The organism is Chloroflexota bacterium, assembly GCA_015478725.1.
In the GTDB taxonomy this organism is placed as follows: Bacteria; Chloroflexota; Limnocylindria; order Limnocylindrales; family CSP1-4; genus C-114.
Map to the genome: position 1 here is coordinate 18389 of JADMIG010000019.1, position 18739 is coordinate 37127.

General features: G+C 71.7%; 19 protein-coding genes, 1 other RNA gene and 1 pseudogene. 17 read left to right on the forward strand and 4 right to left on the reverse strand.

The features are described from left to right. Positions 1 to 54 precede the first annotated feature (54 nt). The 4 genes and pseudogenes from IVW53_11355 (at position 55) to mce (ending at position 4358) form a co-directional block, all read left to right on the forward strand. Positions 55 to 1608 (forward strand): annotated as a pseudogene (locus tag IVW53_11355) (hypothetical protein). Beyond that, complete coding sequence (locus IVW53_11360; GenBank protein ID MBF6606168.1) at positions 1605 to 2177, forward strand: acetyl-CoA carboxylase biotin carboxyl carrier protein subunit; 573 nt, start codon at positions 1605 to 1607, stop codon at positions 2175 to 2177. The pseudogene IVW53_11355 and the gene IVW53_11360 overlap by 4 nt, the downstream one beginning before the upstream one ends. After that, on the forward strand, positions 2174 to 3856 hold the full coding sequence (locus IVW53_11365) for a methylmalonyl-CoA mutase family protein (protein MBF6606169.1): 1683 nt from the start codon (positions 2174 to 2176) through the stop codon (positions 3854 to 3856). The genes IVW53_11360 and IVW53_11365 overlap by 4 nt, the downstream gene beginning before the upstream one ends. A gap of 10 nt (positions 3857 to 3866) precedes the next feature. After that, entirely contained in the window at positions 3867 to 4358 is a 492-nt protein-coding gene (gene mce, locus IVW53_11370) for a methylmalonyl-CoA epimerase (GenBank protein MBF6606170.1), read from the forward strand. Here mce and IVW53_11375 read toward each other — a convergent pair. Genes IVW53_11375 through sucC form a run of 3 tightly spaced genes read right to left on the reverse strand, consistent with a single transcriptional unit; the run spans position 4335 to position 7318 of the window. Beyond that, positions 4335 to 5192 carry an ATP-binding cassette domain-containing protein gene (locus IVW53_11375; protein MBF6606171.1) on the reverse strand — a complete coding sequence of 286 codons (858 nt, stop codon included), beginning with the start codon at positions 5190 to 5192 and terminating at the stop codon, positions 4335 to 4337. The two genes, mce and IVW53_11375, sit on opposite strands and share 24 nt — an antisense overlap. Positions 5193 to 5201: 9 nt before the next feature. Next, a complete protein-coding gene (gene sucD / locus IVW53_11380; GenBank protein MBF6606172.1) occupies positions 5202 to 6083 on the reverse strand; it encodes a succinate--CoA ligase subunit alpha in 882 nt (293 codons plus the stop codon). Continuing rightward, positions 6080 to 7318 (reverse strand): ADP-forming succinate--CoA ligase subunit beta, encoded by a 1239-nt coding sequence (sucC, locus tag IVW53_11385; protein ID MBF6606173.1) that lies wholly within the window; start codon positions 7316 to 7318, stop codon positions 6080 to 6082. The genes sucD and sucC overlap by 4 nt, the downstream gene beginning before the upstream one ends. Before the next feature lie 154 nt (positions 7319 to 7472). Here sucC and IVW53_11390 point away from each other — a divergent pair, with 154 nt between their 5' ends. The 7 genes from IVW53_11390 to rnpB all read left to right on the forward strand — a co-directional run bounded on the left by IVW53_11390 (position 7473) and on the right by rnpB (position 12961). Continuing rightward, the gene (locus IVW53_11390; protein MBF6606174.1) at positions 7473 to 8489 is read left to right on the forward strand and encodes an isocitrate/isopropylmalate dehydrogenase family protein; all 1017 of its coding nucleotides are present in this window, start codon (positions 7473 to 7475) and stop codon (positions 8487 to 8489) included. Between the two features lie 32 nt (positions 8490 to 8521). Further along, positions 8522 to 8893: a succinate dehydrogenase, cytochrome b556 subunit gene (gene sdhC / locus IVW53_11395; protein ID MBF6606175.1), complete on the forward strand. Its 372-nt coding sequence runs from the start codon at positions 8522 to 8524 to the stop codon at positions 8891 to 8893. 5 nt (positions 8894 to 8898) lie between these two features. Further along, positions 8899 to 9294, forward strand: coding sequence for a succinate dehydrogenase (locus IVW53_11400; protein MBF6606176.1), 396 nt, complete (start codon positions 8899 to 8901; stop codon positions 9292 to 9294). Positions 9295 to 9300: 6 nt separating this feature from the next. Next, positions 9301 to 11046, forward strand: coding sequence for a succinate dehydrogenase flavoprotein subunit (locus IVW53_11405; GenBank protein ID MBF6606177.1), 1746 nt, complete (start codon positions 9301 to 9303; stop codon positions 11044 to 11046). Continuing rightward, entirely contained in the window at positions 11046 to 11747 is a 702-nt protein-coding gene (locus tag IVW53_11410; protein MBF6606178.1) for a succinate dehydrogenase iron-sulfur subunit, read from the forward strand. The genes IVW53_11405 and IVW53_11410 overlap by 1 nt, the downstream gene beginning before the upstream one ends. After that, the gene (locus tag IVW53_11415; protein MBF6606179.1) at positions 11675 to 12265 is read left to right on the forward strand and encodes a ribonuclease HI family protein; all 591 of its coding nucleotides are present in this window, start codon (positions 11675 to 11677) and stop codon (positions 12263 to 12265) included. The genes IVW53_11410 and IVW53_11415 overlap by 73 nt, the downstream gene beginning before the upstream one ends. Positions 12266 to 12602: 337 nt before the next feature. Then, an RNA gene (gene rnpB, locus IVW53_11420) (RNase P RNA component class A) lies at positions 12603 to 12961 on the forward strand. Between the two features lie 120 nt (positions 12962 to 13081). On the opposite strand, the gene IVW53_11425 is transcribed toward rnpB, so the two are convergent. Further along, the gene (locus IVW53_11425) at positions 13082 to 13324 is read right to left on the reverse strand and encodes a hypothetical protein (protein MBF6606180.1); all 243 of its coding nucleotides are present in this window, start codon (positions 13322 to 13324) and stop codon (positions 13082 to 13084) included. Positions 13325 to 13495: 171 nt separating this feature from the next. On the opposite strand from IVW53_11425, the gene IVW53_11430 reads away from it, so the two are divergent. From IVW53_11430 to IVW53_11455, 6 genes are all read left to right on the forward strand, one after another. Then, a complete protein-coding gene (locus IVW53_11430; protein MBF6606181.1) occupies positions 13496 to 14545 on the forward strand; it encodes a LysM peptidoglycan-binding domain-containing protein in 1050 nt (349 codons plus the stop codon). A 263-nt stretch (positions 14546 to 14808) separates the two neighbouring features. After that, on the forward strand, positions 14809 to 15210 hold the full coding sequence (gene mraZ, locus IVW53_11435) for a division/cell wall cluster transcriptional repressor MraZ (GenBank protein MBF6606182.1): 402 nt from the start codon (positions 14809 to 14811) through the stop codon (positions 15208 to 15210). Positions 15211 to 15221: 11 nt separating this feature from the next. Beyond that, complete coding sequence (gene rsmH / locus IVW53_11440) at positions 15222 to 16214, forward strand: 16S rRNA (cytosine(1402)-N(4))-methyltransferase RsmH (GenBank protein MBF6606183.1); 993 nt, start codon at positions 15222 to 15224, stop codon at positions 16212 to 16214. 64 nt (positions 16215 to 16278) lie between these two features. Continuing rightward, a complete protein-coding gene (locus tag IVW53_11445; protein ID MBF6606184.1) occupies positions 16279 to 16476 on the forward strand; it encodes a hypothetical protein in 198 nt (65 codons plus the stop codon). 3 nt (positions 16477 to 16479) lie between these two features. Beyond that, positions 16480 to 16893, forward strand: a complete 414-nt coding sequence (locus tag IVW53_11450; protein MBF6606185.1) for a hypothetical protein — start codon at positions 16480 to 16482, stop codon at positions 16891 to 16893. Between the two features lie 16 nt (positions 16894 to 16909). Further along, positions 16910 to 18724: a penicillin-binding protein 2 gene (locus IVW53_11455; GenBank protein MBF6606186.1), complete on the forward strand. Its 1815-nt coding sequence runs from the start codon at positions 16910 to 16912 to the stop codon at positions 18722 to 18724. Positions 18725 to 18739: the final 15 nt, after the last annotated feature.

Sequence of the window (18739 nt, forward strand, 5' to 3'; positions counted from 1 at the left end):
CCCGTCCGTCTTTACGCAAAGACGCGACGGGGATCGCAGGTGACGCCGCCACCATTCCGTCGGGTCCTGGTGGCGAATCGGGGCGAGATCGCGCTCCGTATCATCCGCGCCTGCCGGGACCTCGGGATGGAAGCGGTCGCGGTCTACAGCGACGCGGATGCGACCGCGGCCCACGTCCGGGCCGCCGATGTCGCCATCCGGCTCGGTCCGGCGCCGGCGGGGGAGAGCTACCTCCGGAGAGAGGCGATCCTCGATGCCGCACGGGCCACCGGGGCGGACGCGATCCACCCGGGGTACGGGTTCCTCGCCGAGCGCGCGGATTTCGCGACGGCGGTCGTGGAGGCGGGGCTGGCATGGATCGGTCCGGATCCTGCGGCGATCGCTCGACTCGGTGACAAGCTCGCCGCTCGGCGGGTCGCCGCGACCGTCGGCGTGCGCGTCGTCCCCGGCACCCTCTCGGCCGTATCCGTCGAGCGCGCGGACCAGGTCGTGGCGGTGCTCGCGGAGGCCGATCGGGTCGGGTTCCCGCTTCTCGTGAAAGCCGCGGCGGGTGGCGGTGGACGGGGGATGCGGCGGGTGGAGCGTCGAGAGGATCTTCCGGCGGCGCTCGCGGCCGGCTCCCACGAAGCCCGAGCCGCCTTCGGTGACGGGACCGTCTACCTCGAACGGGAGCTCCGCCCCGCTCGACACATCGAGGTCCAGCTGCTCGGCGACCGGGCCGGCACGGTCGTCGCCGTCGGCGAGCGCGACTGCTCGACCCAGCGCCGCCACCAGAAGCTCATCGAGGAGGCGCCGGCTCCCGGCCTCACGAGCGACGAACGCCGCGAACTCCACGATGCAGCCGTCCGGCTCGGTGCCGCGGCCGGCCTGACGAATGCGGCGACGGCCGAATTCCTGTTCGACTCCGAGCGGCGCTTCTCGTTCCTCGAGGTCAACACCCGGCTCCAGGTCGAGCACGGCGTGACCGAGCTCGTCGCCGGGATCGACATCGTGGTCGAGCAGTTCCGAATTGCGGCCGGGGAGCCGCTGAGTGACGAGGCGCGATCCGCCGCGCTCGCCGCGACCGAGCCGGACGGCCACGCCATCGAGGTCCGCCTGTCCGCGGAGGATCCGGCGCGGGATTTCGCGCCGGATCCGGGATGGGTCACGCGGTGGGTCCCGCCGGGAGGGCCGGGGGTCCGGGTCGATGCCGCGATCGAGGCGGGCGTCCGGATCCCAACGGAGTACGACCCGCTCATCGCGAAGATCCTCGTCCATGGGCCGGATCGAGGCACCGCGATCGCCCGGCTCCGACGCGCACTCGACGAGACGGAGATCGGTGGGATCCAGACGACCCTCCCGTTCCTCCGGGCGGCGGTTCGTCACCCGAGGTTCGTCGACGCCGATCTCTCGACCGACTGGGTCGCCGAGGCATGGGACGGCCCGGCCGATCGCGGCGGGACCGAACGCGCGGCGCTTCTCGCGGCAGCGCTCACGGCGTCGGACGTGCTCGAATCCCCGGCTGCATTCGCGGTCGGCATGCCCGGCGGATCGCCGCGCCCGGGAGCGTCGCCGTCCGGTTGGCGGGCGATCGGTCGATCAGACGCGATCGACCGGTGGCCGCGGTGAGTCGTGACGCGGCTTCCGTCTGGTTGCGCGATGGGGTCCGCGCACGGGTGGCCGGCGGGCCGGCGGACGGGGGGCTGACGCTCGTCGGACCGGATGCCGATGGCGTCCTGCGGGTCGACGGCGCCCCGATGCCCGTCGCATTCCGCCGGTTCGACGAGGCGCACGCCCTCCTCGTCGAGTCCGGGCGGACCGTGCAGGTGCTCTTCGAGCCTGCCCGCCGCCGTCCGCGGGACGGGGTCGTCGTCCGGGTGGTGGTCGTGGACGGATGGCGGTTCGAGGTGGAGATCGAAGCGGCGACCCGCGCAGCGCTCCGCGCCAGGGCGAGTCGCGATCCCGGCAGCATGGTGGCCGCTGGGCGGACGGAGGTTCGGACCATCATCCCGGGGCGGCTCGTGGAGGTGTCAGCGGCGCCGGGGGACAGGGTCGTGGCCGGAGACCAGCTCGCGGTCCTCGAGGCGATGAAGATGCAGAACGAGCTCCGCTCCCCACGCGATGGGACCGTCGAGCGCGTCCTTGCCGTCGTCGGCGAGAATGTCGAAGTGGGCGACCTCCTCTTCATCGTCTCGTGACCCGGCTTCGGACCACCGCGGCCGGCGATCCCGGTCGCGACGCCTGGCGGACCACGATCCGGGCGAAGGCGCTCCGCGGCGCGCCGGAGCGTCGCGAGCGGTTCGAGACGAGCTCCGGGATCGAGATCGCCGACCTGTACACGCCTGCCGACATCGCCGGACTCGACGAGGCGCGCGATCTCGGCCGACCCGGCGAGTTCCCCTTCACTCGCGGCATCCAGCCGACGATGTATCGGTCCCGCTTCTGGACGATGCGCCAGTACGCCGGGTTCGCCACGGCGGCCGAGACCAACGAACGCTTCCGCTATCTGCTGTCCGAGGGTCAGACCGGCCTCTCCGTCGCGTTCGACCTGCCGACGCAGATGGGGTACGACTCGGACGCGCCCGAGGCGCAGGGTGAGGTCGGCCGGGTCGGGGTGCCGATCGCGTCGCTCGCCGACATGGAGACGCTCTTCGCCGGCATCCCCCTCGGGACGGTGAGCACGTCGATGACGATCAACGCCACGGCCGCCATCCTCCTCGCCCTCTACGTCGTGGCCGCGGAGCGACAGGGCGTCGGCCGGGCTGAAGTGAGCGGCACGACCCAGAACGACATCCTCAAGGAATACATCGCCCGCGGCACGTACATCTTCCCGACCCGGGCCTCCATGCGGCTCGTCACGGACATCGTCGAGTTCTCATCCCGGGAGCTGCCCCGCTGGAACACGATCAGCATCTCCGGCTATCACATGCGGGAGGCCGGCGCGACGGCGGCGCAGGAGCTCGCCTTCACCCTCGCCGACGCGATCGCCTACTGCGAGGCGGCGGTCGAGCGCGGGCTCGACATCGACGACTTCGCCGGCCGACTGTCGTTCTTCTTCGCCGCCTGGAGCGAGCTGTTCGAGGAGGTGGCGAAGTTCCGGGCCGCCCGCCGGATGTGGGCGACGATCGTCCGGGATCGGTTCGGCTCGTCGAACATCCGTTCGATGCTGTGTCGGTTCCACACCCAGACCGCCGGCTCGAGCCTCACCGCGCGCTCGATCGACAACAACGTCGTGCGGACCACGATCCAGGCGCTCGCCGCCGTCCTCGGCGGGACCCAGAGCCTGCACACCAACTCGCGGGATGAGGCGCTCTCGCTGCCGACCGCCGAGGCCGCCCGGCTCGCCCTCCGGACGCAGCAGATCCTCGCCCACGAGAGCGGCGTGACCGAGACGCCGGATCCGCTCGCCGGCTCGTACTTCGTCGAGACCCTGACGAACGAGGTCGAGGCGGCGGCGTGGGCCTACCTCGAGGAGATCGATGCGATGGGCGGGACGCTCGCCGCGATCGAGCATGGGTTCCAGCAGCGCCAGATCCAGGAGTCCGCCTATCGAACGCAGCAGGCGATCGAACGCGGCGATCTCGTCGTCGTCGGCGTCAACCGGTTCGTCGACGATGAGCCGGCCGTCCAGCCGGCCATCCACCGCATCGATCCCGCGGCCGAGCAGCGCCAGATCGACGGTCTTCGACGGGTCCGGGCGGAGCGCGACCCGGCCGTGCACCGAGCGACCCTCCGTCGCCTCGAGGAAGCCGCCCGCGGGGATGAGAACCTCATGCCGCCGCTCATCGAGGCCGTCCGGGCGTACGCGACGGTCGGCGAGCTGAGCGACCGCCTCCGGAGCGTCTGGGGCGAGCATCGAGAGCTCATCACGATCTGAGGTCGACCCCATGACGAGTCCCGTCCCGCGACCCGATCCCGGCGCCGTCCCGCCGTTGCTGCGCCGCCTCGGGCGGATCCACCACGTGGCGGTCGTCGTCCGCGACCTCGAGGCCTCGCTCGGCTTCTACCGCGACGTGCTCGGGCTCGATCTCGAGCTCGTCACCGACATCCCGACGGACCGGGTCCGGATCGCCTTCCTCCCGATCGGCGAGAGCAGGCTCGAGCTCGTCTGCCCCACCGATGACTCGACCGGCGTGGCCCGCTTCCTCGCGGCGAAGGGGGAGGGGTTCCACCACCTGTGCCTGGAGGTCCCGGATCTCGCCGCGACGCTCACCCGGCTCGCCATCGACGGCGTCGAGCTCATCGACGCCGCGCCGCGCCGCGGGGCCGAGGGTCCGGTCGCATTCCTCCATCCCCGAGCGTGCCACGGCGTCCTCGTCGAGCTCATCGAGGCGTCCGGAGGCCCCTCCTGGACGTCACTCGGCTTCCCGCCCACCTGACGTCACCCCGGCCGGTCCATCCGCGCTGCCCGCGGCTCGGCGGGCGTGGAAGCGACCGTCGCTCCGTTCGACGCGAAGGGGCGTCCCATAGGCCGCGGACAGGAAGTCCGAGGTGATCGTCGTCTCGAGCGGTCCCGCCGCCACGACACGACCCGCCGCGAGGATGAGAGCGTGGGTCATGCCGCTCGGGATCTCCTCGAGATGATGGGTGACGAGGACGATCGCCGCGGGCGACGGAGCGTCCGCGAGTCCCTCGATGCGCTCGACGAGCTCCTCACGGGCGCCGAGGTCGAGGCCGGCCGCCGGCTCATCGAGGACGAGCAGGTCGGGGTCCGCCATGAGCGTCCGGGCGATCTGGACCCGCTGGCGCTCGCCGGATGAGAGGCTGCCCATCGTCCGCTCGGCGAGGTGCCGGCACCCCATCCGGGTGAGCGCTGCGAGGGCGAGCGCCCGGTCGTCGTCGTCGAACGAGCTCCACCATGGCGCGAGGGCCGCGTCCCGCGCGGCGACCACGGCGTCGAACGCGGTCAGCCGATCCTCGAGGCGGGCCGCCAGCGCCGCGCTCACGAGCCCGATCCTCCGGCGCAGCTCGCGGGCGTCGACCCGACCGATCTGGGCACCGAGGACCTCGATCGTGCCCCTCGTGGGCCAGAGGTACGTGGCGACAATCGAGGCGAGCGTCGTCTTGCCGGCTCCGTTCGGGCCGACCACGACCCACCGCTGCCCGCGGTGGACGGTCCAGTCGACGTCGTCGAGGATCCAGCGACCGTCGCGCCGGACCCCGACCCGCTCGAGGCGGAGCACGCGCTCCACCTCGCCGGACGCGAGGCGCATCGGCCGGGCCTAGCGGACGCCGGCAGCGCGGAGCAGGGCCGGGATCTCCGTGGGCGACGCGGCGACCCGGATGCCCGCGGCCTCGAGGGCGGCGACCTTGCCGGCGGCCGTTCCCGCGCCGCCGCTGACAATGGCCCCGGCATGACCCATCCGTCGACCTTCGGGCGCCGTGCGTCCGGCGATGAACGCCGCCATCGGTACACCGCGCAGGTGCTCTGCCGCGTAGGCCGCGGCCTCCTCCTCGGCCGCACCGCCGATCTCGCCGATGAGGACGATCGCGTCCGTCTCCGGGTCGTCGCGGAAGAGGCGGAGGATGTCGACGAACCGGGTGCCGACGATCGGGTCGCCGCCGATCCCGACGCACGTGCTCTGGCCGATGCCCGCGTCCGACATCGCCTGGACCGCCTCGTAGGTGAGCGTGCCGGATCGCGACACGACCCCGACGCGTCCCTCGCGATGGATCGAGCCCGGGATGATGCCGACCTTCGCCCGGCCGGGCGACGTCGCTCCCGGGCAGTTGGGTCCGACGAGGCGGGCGCCGGCCTGCCGGACGGCCTCCACCGTGGTGAGCATGTCGAGGGCGGGGATCCCCTCGGTGATGCAGAAGACGGTGCGGATCCCCGCCCCGACCGCCTCGAGGATCGCGTCGGGAGCTGCGGCCGCGGGGACGTAGATGCACGACGTGTCCGCGCCGGTGGACTCGACCGCCTCGGCCACCGTGTCGAAGACCGGGACCCTGCCGTCGAGCGCGCGCCGGCCGCCCTTGCCCGGAGTCACGCCGGCGACGACGGCGGTCCCGTACTCGAGCATCGCCCGCGAGTGGAATTCCCCCTCGCGGCCGGTGATTCCCTGGACGAGGAGGCGGGTCTCCCGCCCAACGAGGATGCTCATCGCGTCGCGCCGTCGACAGCCGGACCGCCGCGACCCGCCGCGGCCGCCGCGACCGCCTTGGCCGCCGCGACCGCCTTGGCCGCCGCGACCGCCTTGGCCGCCGCCTCATCGAGGCTCCGGGCCGTCTCGAAGCGGGCCTCGGTGAGGAGGCGGGCGGCCTCGTCCGCGTTCGTGCCCACGATGCGGACGACCATCGGCACCTCCCGCACCTGGAGGGCACGCGCCTCGATCAGTCCGCGGGCGACCTCGTCGCCCCGGGTGATGCCGCCGAAGATGTTGACGAGGATCGCCTCGACTTTCGGATCGGCGAGGATGAGCCGCATCGCCGCCGCGACCTTGTCCGCCCGGGCACCGCCGCCGATGTCGAGGAAATTCGCCGGCTCGCCGCCGGCCCGCTTGACGAGGTCCATCGTCGTCATCGCCAGGCCGGCGCCGTTGACCATGCAGCCGATCGAGCCGTCGAGCTTGATGAAGCTGATGCCCTCGGCCCTCGCGGCGACGTCGGCCGGGTCCTCCTCGTCGAGGTCGCGGAGGTCCTCCAGGCCGGGGTGGCGGGACAGGGCGGAGTCGTCGAGGGTGATCTTCGCGTCGAGGCAGCGGAGCTCGAGGCGTTCGGTCCCGTCCACCTCCCGTTCGCGGACCACCGCGAGCGGGTTCACCTCGACGAGGTCGGCATCGCAGGCGAGCATCGTCCGCACGAGGCCCCGCGCGATCGCGACTGCCGCAGCGAGCTGCCCGCCGAGGCCCAGGGCGAACGCCATCCGGCGGGCCTGCCACTCGAGGAGGCCGAGATGCGGGTGTGCGTGGATCCGGACGATCGCCTCGGAGCGCTCCGCGGCGACCTGTTCGATCTCGACGCCGCCCTCTGCCGAACCCATGAGGAGGATGCGGCGGGCCGCGCGATCGAGGACCGCGCCGAGGTAGAGCTCGCGGACGATGTCCGCGCCAGCGGTGACGAGGACCCTGCGGACGACGATCCCCTTGATCTCCATGCCGAGGATCCGACGGGCGACCTCCGCCGCCTCCGCCGGTGAGGCGGCGAGCTGCACGCCGCCGGCCTTGCCGCGCCCGCCGACGAGGACCTGGGCCTTGACCACGACGCGTTCAGCGCCCGCGGCGAACGCTCGTTCCGCGGCTGACCGAGCCTCGGCCGGGGTTCGGGCGACCTCCCAGGCCGGGACCGGCAGGCCCTGCGCGGCGAGGAGCGACTTCGCGTCTGCTTCCTGGATCTTCACCGCGGGCTGGACCCCTCAGGCGCCGATCGGCTCGGCGGGCCATGCGACCGACGCGCTCACTCATCGGCGACCCTGGCGCCGGGGAGTCCGAGCGACACGGATGGTACCGCGACATCGCGGCGCGCACCGGCCGGGCGCGACTAGAATGGCCTCCATGACCCACCGGATCACGCTCATCCCCGGCGACGGCATCGGACCTGAGCTCGCCGAGGCGACGCGACGGGTCCTTGCCGCGACGGACGTCAGGATCGAGTGGGAGGTCGTCGAGGCGGGCGAGTCGGTGATCGAACGGTATGGGACGCCGCTTCCCGAGCACGTCCTCGAGTCGATCAGGCGGAACCGGGTCGCGCTCAAGGGCCCGATCACGACGCCGGTCGGGCACGGTTTCCGGAGCGCCAACGTCACGCTCCGCCAGGCGCTCGGCCTGTACGCCAACGTCCGCCCGGCGCGGAGCATGAAGGGACTCGACACCCGCTACGAGAACGTCGACTTGGTCATCGTCCGCGAGAACACCGAGGACCTCTACGGCGGGATCGAGCACATGGTCGGCCCGGACGCGGCGGAGAGCATCAAGATCATCACCCGTGCGGCGTCCGAGCGGATCGCGCGCTACGCGTTCGAGTACGCCGTGGCGAACGGTCGGCGGAAGGTGACCGCGGTCCACAAGGCGAACATCATGAAGCTCTCGGATGGTCTCTTCCTCGAGAGCTGCCGGACGATCGCGGCGGCGTACGAGGGCCGGGTGGAGTTCGAGGACCGGATCGTCGACAACATGTGCATGCAACTTGTGCAGAAGCCCGAGCTGTACGACGTCCTCGTCCTGCCGAACCTCTACGGCGACATCGTCAGCGACCTCGCCGCCGGCCTCGTCGGCGGGCTCGGCGTGGCGCCCGGAGCGAACATCGGGACCGAGGCGGCGGTCTTCGAGCCGGTCCACGGGTCGGCGCCGCGCTACGCCGGCCTCGATCGCTCGAATCCGACGGCGCTCATCCTGTCCGCCGCGCTCATGCTCCGGCACCTCGGCGAGCCGGCGGCGGCGACGCGGGTGGAGGCGGCCGTCCGGGCGGTGATCGCGGAAGGCCGCACGGTCACCTACGACCTCGGCGGGACGAGCGGGACCCAGGCGTTCGGGGAAGCGGTCGCCGACCGGCTCTCCCTCGCGGCCGTCTGATCGGCCGCGGTCCAGGCGGCACAGGCGGCACGATGCTGCGCCGGTACGGGTCCTATCGCGGCAGCGAGGGGATGCTCGCCTGGGCGTTCCACCGCATCTCAGGCGTCGCCATCTGGGCGTTCGTCGTGCTGCACGTCATCGACATCTACCTCGTCGGCGGGGACCCGAAGGCCTACGACACGATCCTGCAGGTGTATGCGAGCCCGCCCGGCCGGATCATGGAGACGCTCCTTGGTGCCGCGCTCCTCTATCACGCCCTCAACGGGCTGCGGATCATCATCATGGACTTCTGGCCCGTGTTCACCCGCTATCACAAGCTTCTCTGGTATGCGAACTGGGTGATCTTCACGGTCGTCGGCCTGCCGGTCGCGATCATCATCCTCAAGCCGATCTTCGGGGCGTAGGCGGCATGGCGATCTACTCTCGTTCTGGACGCCGCCGCCCGTCCGGTGGCGGCTTCGAGCTGTTCGCCTGGTATCTCATGCGCATCACCGGGCTCGGGCTCTTCGTCCTCGCCCTCGCCCACTTCCTCATCCTCCACGTCCTCTACGATCCGTCCCAGGAGAACGCCACGTTCATCGCCCACGTCCGCTGGAGCAGCCTCTTCTGGCGGGTGATGGACTGGAGCCTCCTCATGCTCGTCCTGTTCCACGCCTTCCTCGGTGTCCGAACGGTGATCGGGGACTATGCGAAGGGCGGGACCCGGATGTTCCTGCTCACGGCCCTCTACCTCCTCGGCTTCGCCCTCTTCGTCGCGGGGACGAGCGTCGTGCTCACCCTGCCGGGCATCGTGCCGCCGGCCTGACGAGCGATGGAGCACCGATTCGAGGCGATCATCGTCGGCGCCGGCGGGGCGGGCCTGTGGGCCGCGCTCGAGCTCGCGAAGGCGGGTGTCCGCTCGGCCGTCCTGACGAAGCTCTACCCGACGCGCTCCCACACCGGCGCCGCCCAGGGCGGGGTTTGCGCCGCCCTGGGCAACCTGGAGGAGGACCACTGGGAGTGGCACATGTTCGACACCATCAAGGGCGGGGACTATCTGACGGACCAGGACGCCGCCGAGATTCTCGCCCGGGAGGCGATCGAGACGGTCATCGAGCTCGAGCACATGGGACTGCCGTTCAATCGGACCACGGAGGGGAAGATCGACCAGCGGCGCTTCGGCGGCCATACCCGCAACTTCGGCGAGGGCCCCGTCCGGCGATCCTGCTTCGCGGCCGACCGGACCGGCCACATGATCCTCCAGACGCTCTATCAGCAGTGCATCAAGGCCGGCGTGACGTTCTTCGACGAGTACCATGTCGTGGACCTGCTCACCGACGGGACGGAGCTCGGCGACGGCGGTCGCTGCACAGGCGTCGTCGCCTACCGGATCGCCGACGGCGAGATCCACACCTTTCGGGCGAAGGCGGTCATGCTCGCGACGGGCGGCTTCGGGCGGATGTTCCGCGTCACCTCGAACGCCTGGTCACTCACCGGCGACGGCGTCGCGCTCGCGTATCGTCACGGCATCCCGATGCAGGACATGGAGTTCTACCAGTTCCACCCGACGGGGATCGTCGGCATCGGGATCCTCCTGTCCGAGGCGGCCCGCGGGGAAGGTGGGTACCTGCGCAACGACTCGGGCGAGCGATTCATGGAGCGCTACGCGCCGCGGCTCATGGAGCTCGCTCCGCGGGACATGGTGAGTCGCGCGATCTACATGGAGATCCGGGAGGGTCGCGGGATCGGCGGCAGGGACTTCGTCCACCTCGACGTCACCCATCTCGGTCGGGCGGTGATCGAGGAGAAGCTCCCGGACATCGCGGACTTCGCCCGGGTGTACCAGGGCGTGGAGCCGATCAGCGAGCCCGTTCCGGTCCAGCCGACGGCGCACTACGCGATGGGGGGCATCCCCACGACGACCGAGACCCAGGTGACCAGGGATGAGCGGAACACGATCGTTCCCGGCCTCTACGCGGCGGGGGAGTGCGCCTGCGTGAGCGTCCACGGAGCGAATCGGCTCGGGACGAACTCGCTCGTGGATCTCCTCGTGTTCGGCAGGCGGGCCGGCCGGCGCATGGCCCGCGACGTCCGCGGCGGCGACCTGCCGGAGGTGGCGCCGGACGCGGCGGAGCCGGTCGTGGCCGAGCTCGACGCGATCCGGACCCGGGTCAGCGGCGAGAATGCCGCCCGCATCCGGCAGGATCTCGCGGCGATGATGATGGACAAGGTCGGCGTCTACCGGGACGCCGCCGTCCTCGGGGAGGCCGTCCCGGCGATCCGGGAGCTCAAGGAGCGCTACGCCCGGGTGCGGATCGACGACCGCGGTCGGACGTTCAACACGGATCTCCTCGAGGCGCGCGAGGTGGGTTACCTCCTCGACTGTGCCGAGACGACGGCGACCGCGGCGCTCGCGCGCACGGAGAGCCGCGGCGCGCACGCCCGTGAGGACTTCCCGGAGCGCGACGACGTGAACTTCCTCGCCCACAGCCTCGCCTTCCGGGCCCCCGCCGGGCCGCGCCTCCGCTACAAGCCGGTCTCGATCACTCGATTCGAGCCGAAGCCGAGGACGTACTGATGCAGGTGGACCTCCGGATTCTCCGCTACGACCCGGAGCGCGACGCCGCCCCGCACTGGGAGTCGTACGACGTCGTCGCCGAGCCCATGGACCGCGTCCTCGATCTCCTCCATCGGGTGAAGTACGACGAGGACGGGACGTTGACCTTCCGTCGCTCGTGCGCCCACGGCGTGTGCGGCTCGGACGCGATGCTCATCAACGGCCGCAACCGGCTCGCCTGCAAGATCCGGGTCGATCAGCTCGGGCGGCGTCGGATCACCGTCGCGCCCCTCCCGGGCCTGCCCGTGATCAAGGATCTCGTCGTCGATATGGACGGGTTCTTCGGCAAGTTCCGGAGCGTGCAGCCGTACCTCATGACGGAGGGCCCAGCCCCCGAGCGGGAACGGATCCAGAGTCCCGAGGACCGCCATCGCTACGACGACACGACGAAGTGCATCCTCTGTGCCGCGTGCACCTCATCGTGCCCCTCGTTCTGGGCCCAGCCCGGCTATGTCGGGCCGGCGGCGATCGTGAACGCCCATCGGTTCATCTTCGATTCGCGAGATGAGGGTGCCGAGGAGCGGCTCGAGATCCTCGCCGACAAGGATGGCGTGTGGCGCTGCCGGACGATCTTCAACTGCGTCGACGCGTGTCCGCGGGGGATCAACATCACCCGGGCGATCCTCGAGGTCTCCTCGGCGATCGTGGAGCGACAGGCCTGAACGCACCGCTCCTGTCCGGTCGCGCAGCGTCGCCTGAACCCGGGCCCGGGTTCGTCATCCGGACCGACGGCGCCTCGCGCGCGAATCCGGGTCACGCGTCCGCGGGTGCGGTCCTCATCGCCCTCGCCCGGCCGGACGCATTCGACCCGGCGGCCGCGCCCGATGCGACGATCTCCGACTACCTCGGCATCCAGACGAACAACGTCGCCGAGTACACCGCCGTCGTACGGGCGCTCGCGCTCGCCCGGGAGCTCGGTGCGCGGGAGGTCCGTCTCCTGCTCGATTCGATGCTCATCGTCGAACAGGTCAACGGTCGCTGGCGGGTCAGGGACGCGAAGCTCGCGCCGCTCCACGCGGCGGCGCGGCAGCACCTCGAAGCCTTCGATCGGTGGTCCGCCCGGCATGTCCGGCGGGCGGAGAACCACGCCGCCGACGCGCTCTGCAACGAGGCGATCGATCGAGCCCTCGCCGGCGGGCCCGTCTCGGTCGTCCGCCGTCCGCAGCTGCCCGGCGGGTGACGGCCACCGACGTTCCCGACTTCCCGGCTCGGAAACCGTCAAAACGACCTCCAGGCGGGCACGCGTCGGCGGCGATCGAGCCGATCGCGGCGGGTCGCGCTCACGTTGTGTGGCGCGCCGTCGCCGCACCGGGTCCGGGCCTGCCAGATGGTTCACCCGCTGACCATCCGCCACGATCCGGGCGACGAGCGCCCGCCTGAGGACCGTATGGCAGGATCGCGACCTGGGCGCCTCGCGTCGGGCCGGTGATCCTCGCGACCGATCCGGGGAGGGCTCCGCGAGTCCGGGCGACGGCTCCTCGAGGAGTCTCGGCGGCCGACTACAATCGTCCGGTCAGCGAGGCGGCCGGATGGCCGCGCACCGGCACCGCCCGTGCGGGACCGGTTCGAGGAAAGTCCGAGCTCCTCAGCGCAGGGTAGCGGGTAACGCCCGTCCGCCGTGAGGCGAGGACCAGTGCCACAGTGACGATGCCGGAGGCCGGCGCGAGCCGGCGACCGGAGTGAAACGCGGCAAACTCTACCTGGAGCAAGGCCAAATAGGAGGGTGCAACCCCGGTTCGCCGGGGGGAGGGGCGCGCTGCCCAACCCTCGGGTCGGCCGCTGGAGCCGGCGGGTGACCGCCGGACGAGATGGATGGCCATCCCCTCGGATCGCGAGGTCCGAGGGACAGAACTCGGCTTAGAGGTCGCCTCGCTGGCGCTCTTCTCCTGACGCTCTCCCGGCCCTCTCCCGGCGCGCAGCATGCCGGCGCCGTTCCCGCGCGCCCGTGCCGTCCGCGGTGAAGGGCCCCGGGGCGTCCGTCCGAAGGAAGGCGCTGTCAGTCTTCGTCCGGGCGGAAGATGTGCGAGGCCGTGCAGGCGTTGCAGATGGGTGTCGCGGTCTCGAGATCGCCGAGCGGGATCGGCAGCCGTCGTTCCGGGTACAGGCACTCGACATCGTAGACCCGGTCCGGGACGCTTGCGACGTGCATGAGGCGCCGATAGGTGCAGCGACGGATCCGCGCTTCCGCGAGGTGGTACTGCTCCGGCGCCTGCGGGATGACGGGAAGCTCGAGTGCCATCGGGTGGATCTGCGCACCTAGCGTGAGTTCGGCCTCCGGGACGCCACGTGCGCACCCGGCTCCCCGTGGCCAGCCTAGCATCGTCCGTCGATCGACGGCAACCGGAGAAAGGTACTAGACTCCCGCCGCAGTCGGCCGGGCGACGCGACGCGACGCGAACGCGGAGGACGGGTGGACGACGAGGGACGCACCAAGCTGGCCGAGCGGGCCCGTCGACGCGGGCGACCTGGCGAGGCGCGCTCGGCGCGAGCCGACGGTCGGCCCGTCGCGGACCCATCGGGCGGCTGCCGATACCTGCACGCGGCGACGGGGGACCCGGCCTGTCTCGCCATCGCCCCGGCGATCCACCTCGGACCGCGGCAGGTCGACCTCGTGTGCGCCGGATCGACCCACGCGACATGTCCGAGGTTCGCCCGCGGCCGCGCGGCCGTGAGTCCGCCTCCGCCGGTCGCGGACCGCGCGAACCTGCCGGCGGCGGCCGCCGCTGCCGCTGCCGCTACCGCTGCCGCTACCGCTGCCGCTACCGCTGCCGCTGCCGCTGCCGCTGCCGCTACCGCTGCCGCTACCGCTGCCGCTGCCGCTGCCGCGCCACCGGTCATCGAGCCGGTGATCCTCGCCGCCGCGGTCGGGTCGTCGACGGCTCTCGCGACGGGGGAGTCCGAACCCGTCGCCGCCCCGCGCGAAGCACCGGACCGGCGCATCCGCGGTGCGCTGCCGACGACCCGATCGATCGTCGCCCGCCCGGCAACGATCGCGGCGGCACTGACGTTCGTCGTCACCCTGGCCGCAGCGATCGCCTTCCTCGACGCTCGAGGCGGGCTCGCCCTCCTGCCGGCCAGGACGTCCCCGTCCGTCGTCGCGCCCGCGCCGTCGGCCGCCCCGCCCACCGCCTCGCCGTTCGCTTCCGTCGGTCCATCGCCGACCGCCGCACCGCCCTCTGCCGTCGTCTCGCCGCCGAGCGCCGCACCGCCGACCGCGGTCGCCGTCGCCACGCCCTCGTTCCCAGGCTCCTCGCTCCCGCCGGATCTCGTCGCGCTCCTCATCCCGTGCCCGGATGGCTCCGGATGCTCGCAGTACCGGATCCGGAGCGGTGACACGCTGAGCGGCGTCGCAACCCTCTTCGGTGTCGCGTACCAGGCGATGCTCGCGGCGAACCCGGGGATCGCGAACCCGTCCCTCATCCACGTCGGGCAGCTCGTCACGGTCCCGATCCCGCACTGAGCCCGCGCGCGGTTTCGCGCGACCGTTCGGCCCTCGCGCGACCGTTCGGCCTCGAACGCCCGCCTTCCGATGTTTCCACATTGACGGGAGCCCGTCGCCGTGTAGAATGCCGGGCAAGTGGCGCATAGTGGTGAGAAGTGGGGAGCAGTCCCACAAATCCCCGGGAGCGGGGCACCGCCGGCGCCGCCGAACGGCACGCATCGCCCGGACCACAGACGACAGGGGTAGCGAGGCACGTGTTCACCGGCGAGTACCGGCACTCGGTGGACGACAAGGGACGGCTCGCCGTGCCTGCGCGCTTCCGCGCCCAGCTCGAGGATGGCGCCTTCATCTCGAAGTGGCTCGACGACTGCCTCGCCATCCACACCCGCGGCGGGTGGGAGACCCTCGCCGCGAAGACCGCGACACTGCCGCTCGCGAACGCGGCGTCACGTGCGTTCCAGCGCCACATCTTCGGCGGCGCGGTCGAGGTGGAGCTCGATCGCCAGGGTCGAGTCGTCCTGCCGGCCTACCTTCGTGCGTTCGCAGCCCTCGAGGGTGACGTCGTCATCGTCGGGGCGCGGGACCACGCCGAGATCTGGGCACCCGCCCGCTGGGACGAGATCCGACGGAGCCTCGAGGACCCGCAGACGCTCGCGGCACACCTCGACGGGCTCGGGATCTGATGGCCCACCACATGCGCTTCCAGGATCTGCTCGGGATCCGTTCGACGACCGAGGATGACGACGTGGAGGAGGAGCACCTGCCGGTGCTGGTGGAGGAGGTCGTCGAGATGCTCGCGCCCGCTCCCGGCAGCCTCCAGGTCGACGCCACGGTCGGCGGCGGTGGGCACACCGAGCGGATCCTGGAGGCGACCGATCCCGATGGCCGTCTCCTCGGTCTCGATGCCGATGGGGCGGCCATCGCGAGGGTCGGCCGGCGTCTGGCCCGCTTCGGCGACCGACTCGTCCTCCGCCAGGTGAACTTCCGCGAGCTGGCCACGGCCGCACCGGCCGCGGGATTCGGCCGCATCGACGGTCTCCTGTTCGACCTCGGGCTCTCGAGCCAGCAGCTTGCCGGCACGGACCGCGGGTTCGGGTTCCGGGCCGGCGGCCCGCTCGACATGCGCTTCGATCCCTCCGCGGGCGTTCCGGCGGCGTACCTCATCGCGACCCTCGACGCGGAGGCCCTCGCCGCGCTGTTCCGTCGCTACGGAGAAGAGCCGAACGCCCGAAGAATCGCGCGGGCGATCGTCGAGCAACGGCGGAGCGCGCCGATCGAGACCGCGGAGGCGCTGGCGGCTCTCGCCGAGCGCGTCGTGCCGGTCGACCCGCGCCGTCCGCGCCGTCGCCACCCCGCGACCCGTGTCTTCCAGGCACTGCGGATCGCGGTCAACGCGGAGCTCGAGGCACTCGAGGCGGCCCTCGCCGCCGCCGTCGAGCTCCTCCGGCCGGGCGGCCGGCTCGTCGTCCTCAGCTATCACTCGCTCGAGGATCGGATCGTCAAGCGCTTCATCGCCGCGGAGCGGAAGGGATGCGTCTGCCCGCCCGAGCTGCCCATCTGCGTGTGCGGACGCGAACCGCGCCTGCGCCCGCTCGGACCGTCACGCACCCCCCGACCGGAAGAGGTCGCCGCCAATCCCCGCTCCCGGAGCGCTCGGCTCCGGGCCGCTGAACGGATCGCCGCCTGAGCCGGACGTGACGCGGCGGACAACCCGCCGAGCCGAACGGCTCATGAAGGGAGGAGGAGCCCCCGTGAGCAAGCGCCATCAGTCGAGTCGTCGCCGGGCCTACGGCCGTCGTCAGCACGAGCTGCGGGAGCGCCTCGAGCAGACCCATCCGCGCGATCTCGTCGAGTTCGACCTCGGACGTGACGCCGATGAGCGTGACGGCTTCCCCTTCTTCGACCTCGACCTCGGCGCGCGCCGGTTCGGCGTCGCGGTCGGCGACTGACCGGTGGCGGTCTATCACGGCGCGCGCCCCCGGACCGGCTTCGCCGGTACCCGCATCGGCATCCGGCGCGACGCGGTCGCTCCGGCGGCGTCCATCGCACCGCCGACCGCCCTCCCGCGGCGAAGGACCCGCTCGGCGGTGCGGGCCGGCACCCGCCCCGCCCGCATCGGGTTCGTCCTCGGGGGCATCGTCGTCGCCTTCCTCCTCGCGTTCTTCTCGCTCGCCCAGAGCGTCCGGGTGTCCGCGAGAAGCTACGATCTCGCCTCGCTCCAGACGGATCGACAGCGGATGGAGGCGACCCTCCAGGACCTGGCGACGAACATCAACCGGCTCGGGAGCGCGCCGGCGATCCGGAAGCAGGCGATCGACGCCGGGCTGAGTCAGCTCGCCGCGCCGCTCGTCGTCGCGGCCCGCTGACGCGCTCGATCGAACGATGCTCGGTCGGACCGACTCGCACCGCCGCCACCTCCTGATCCTCCTCGTCCTCGCGATCGTGGCGACCGCGCTCGGCGCCCGGCTCGCCTGGTGGCAGGTCGTCCGTGGCGCGAGCCTCGCGGCCGACGCCCGCGCGCAGACGACCGTGACGATCCAGGATCCATCGCGACGGGGGACGATCTACGATCGGAGCGGGACGGTCGTCCTCGCCACGTCAGTCGATCGCTACCGGCTCATCGGCACGCCCGGGATCCTCAGCCTCGACGCGCGTCAGCGCACCGCCCAGGCCATCATCGCGCTGCTCGGCCTGAATGCGGCGGATGCTCTCGACCTGACGACGAAGATGATCTCCGACCGGGGGTACGTCGTCCTCACCCACGGGATCGACGAGGCGACCGCCCGGAAGATCCGTGACGGGCTCGCGAGCGGGGCGCTCGCCGGACTGTCCCTCGAGTCCGAGCCCACGCGGCTCTACCCGCTCGCCGGCGGCTCGCCGGGTTCCACCCTCGGCGCCCAGATCCTCGGCTTCGTCAACCGCGACGGCGCCGGTCAGTACGGCCTCGAGGAGTACTACCAGGCGCAGCTGGCCGGCCAGCCGCTCATCGAGGTCGCCCAGCGCGACACGAACGGCGACCCGGTGCCGTCGACGATATCCGTCCAGTCGCCAGGCGTTCCGGGCTCCGACATCCGACTCTCCATCGACGCCGGCTTCCAGCTCCAGCTCGAGCAGGAGCTCCTCGCCGCGGGGGTCGCCGATCGGGCCGTCAGCGTCTCCGGCGTCGTCATGGACCCGACCACGGGCCAGATCTACGGCGAGGCGACCTATCCCTCCTACAACGCCAACGACTACGCGACGATCGCGGCGACCGATCCGGCGCGGTTCGTCGATCCGGTCGTCAGCTCCGTCTACGAGCCCGGCTCCGTCTTCAAGCTCTTCACCGCGCTCGCCGCCTTCACGAACGGGACGGTGAATCCCGCCACGAAGATCGATGACAGCGGGTCGCTCGCGCTCGACGGCGGGACGGCCAAGGTCTGGGATTCGGACCTCCGCCCGATGGGCTGGATCCCGTTCCAGGACGTCGTGGCGTACTCACGGAACGTCGGGGCGGCGCGGGTCGCCCTCGGCCTGGCGAAGACGACCGACCAGGCCGCGGCGATCCTCGAGTCGACCTGGCTCAGGATGGGCTTCGGCCAGCCGACCGGGATCGACCTCGCCGGCGAGGTGGCCGGGATCGTCCGCGACCCGACGATCTCGCCGTGGCGCCAGATCGACCTCGCGAACGGCGCGTTCGGCCAGGGCGTGGCCGTGACGCCCATCCAGCTCGCGACCGCCTACAGCGCGATGGTCAACGGCGGGACGCTCATCACGCCGCACGTCGTCGTGTCCATCGGAGGGAACCCCGTGACCGTGCCGTCGCGGGGTCGGGTCATGACGACCGAGATGTCGAACGAGCTCGTGGCACTCATGAGCCATGTCGTCCACGCCGTCCCCTGGTATCGCGATAACACGCTCATCCCGGGGTACGTCGTGGGGGGCAAGACCGGAACGGCCCAGATCTGGGATCCCAAGGCCGACCATGGACGCGGGGCGTGGAAGACGACGTACGACTACTCATTCATCGGCTACGTCGGCCGAGACCGGCCGCAGCTCGTCATCGCGATCACGATCCGCGAGGCTCAGCCGATGGTGGTCGCCCAGGGATACCTGCCGCTCCGGGTGGAAAGTTACGAGCTGTTCCGCCGCGTTGCGACGGACGCCATGGGGACCCTCGACCTGTCGGCGAACCCGACCGCGTCCGTCGCCCACCCGTGAGCTTCGCGTGTGCGA

What these genes read in the sequence shown, in the direction of transcription:
- IVW53_11410 (MBF6606178.1), top strand. Translation starts at nt 11,046, where the DNA reads ATGCAGGTGGACCTCCGGATTCTCCGCTACGACCCGGAGCGCGACGCC.
- IVW53_11375 (MBF6606171.1), bottom strand. Translation starts at nt 5,192, where the DNA reads ATGCGCCTCGCGTCCGGCGAGGTGGAGCGCGTGCTCCGCCTCGAGCGG.
- rsmH (MBF6606183.1), top strand. Translation starts at nt 15,222, where the DNA reads ATGCGCTTCCAGGATCTGCTCGGGATCCGTTCGACGACCGAGGATGAC.
- IVW53_11400 (MBF6606176.1), top strand. Translation starts at nt 8,899, where the DNA reads ATGGCGATCTACTCTCGTTCTGGACGCCGCCGCCCGTCCGGTGGCGGC.
- IVW53_11390 (MBF6606174.1), top strand. Translation starts at nt 7,473, where the DNA reads ATGACCCACCGGATCACGCTCATCCCCGGCGACGGCATCGGACCTGAG.
- mce (MBF6606170.1), top strand. Translation starts at nt 3,867, where the DNA reads ATGACGAGTCCCGTCCCGCGACCCGATCCCGGCGCCGTCCCGCCGTTG.
- IVW53_11455 (MBF6606186.1), top strand. Translation starts at nt 16,910, where the DNA reads ATGCTCGGTCGGACCGACTCGCACCGCCGCCACCTCCTGATCCTCCTC.
- sucD (MBF6606172.1), bottom strand. Translation starts at nt 6,083, where the DNA reads ATGAGCATCCTCGTTGGGCGGGAGACCCGCCTCCTCGTCCAGGGAATC.
- IVW53_11425 (MBF6606180.1), bottom strand. Translation starts at nt 13,324, where the DNA reads ATGGCACTCGAGCTTCCCGTCATCCCGCAGGCGCCGGAGCAGTACCAC.
- sdhC (MBF6606175.1), top strand. Translation starts at nt 8,522, where the DNA reads ATGCTGCGCCGGTACGGGTCCTATCGCGGCAGCGAGGGGATGCTCGCC.
- IVW53_11405 (MBF6606177.1), top strand. Translation starts at nt 9,301, where the DNA reads ATGGAGCACCGATTCGAGGCGATCATCGTCGGCGCCGGCGGGGCGGGC.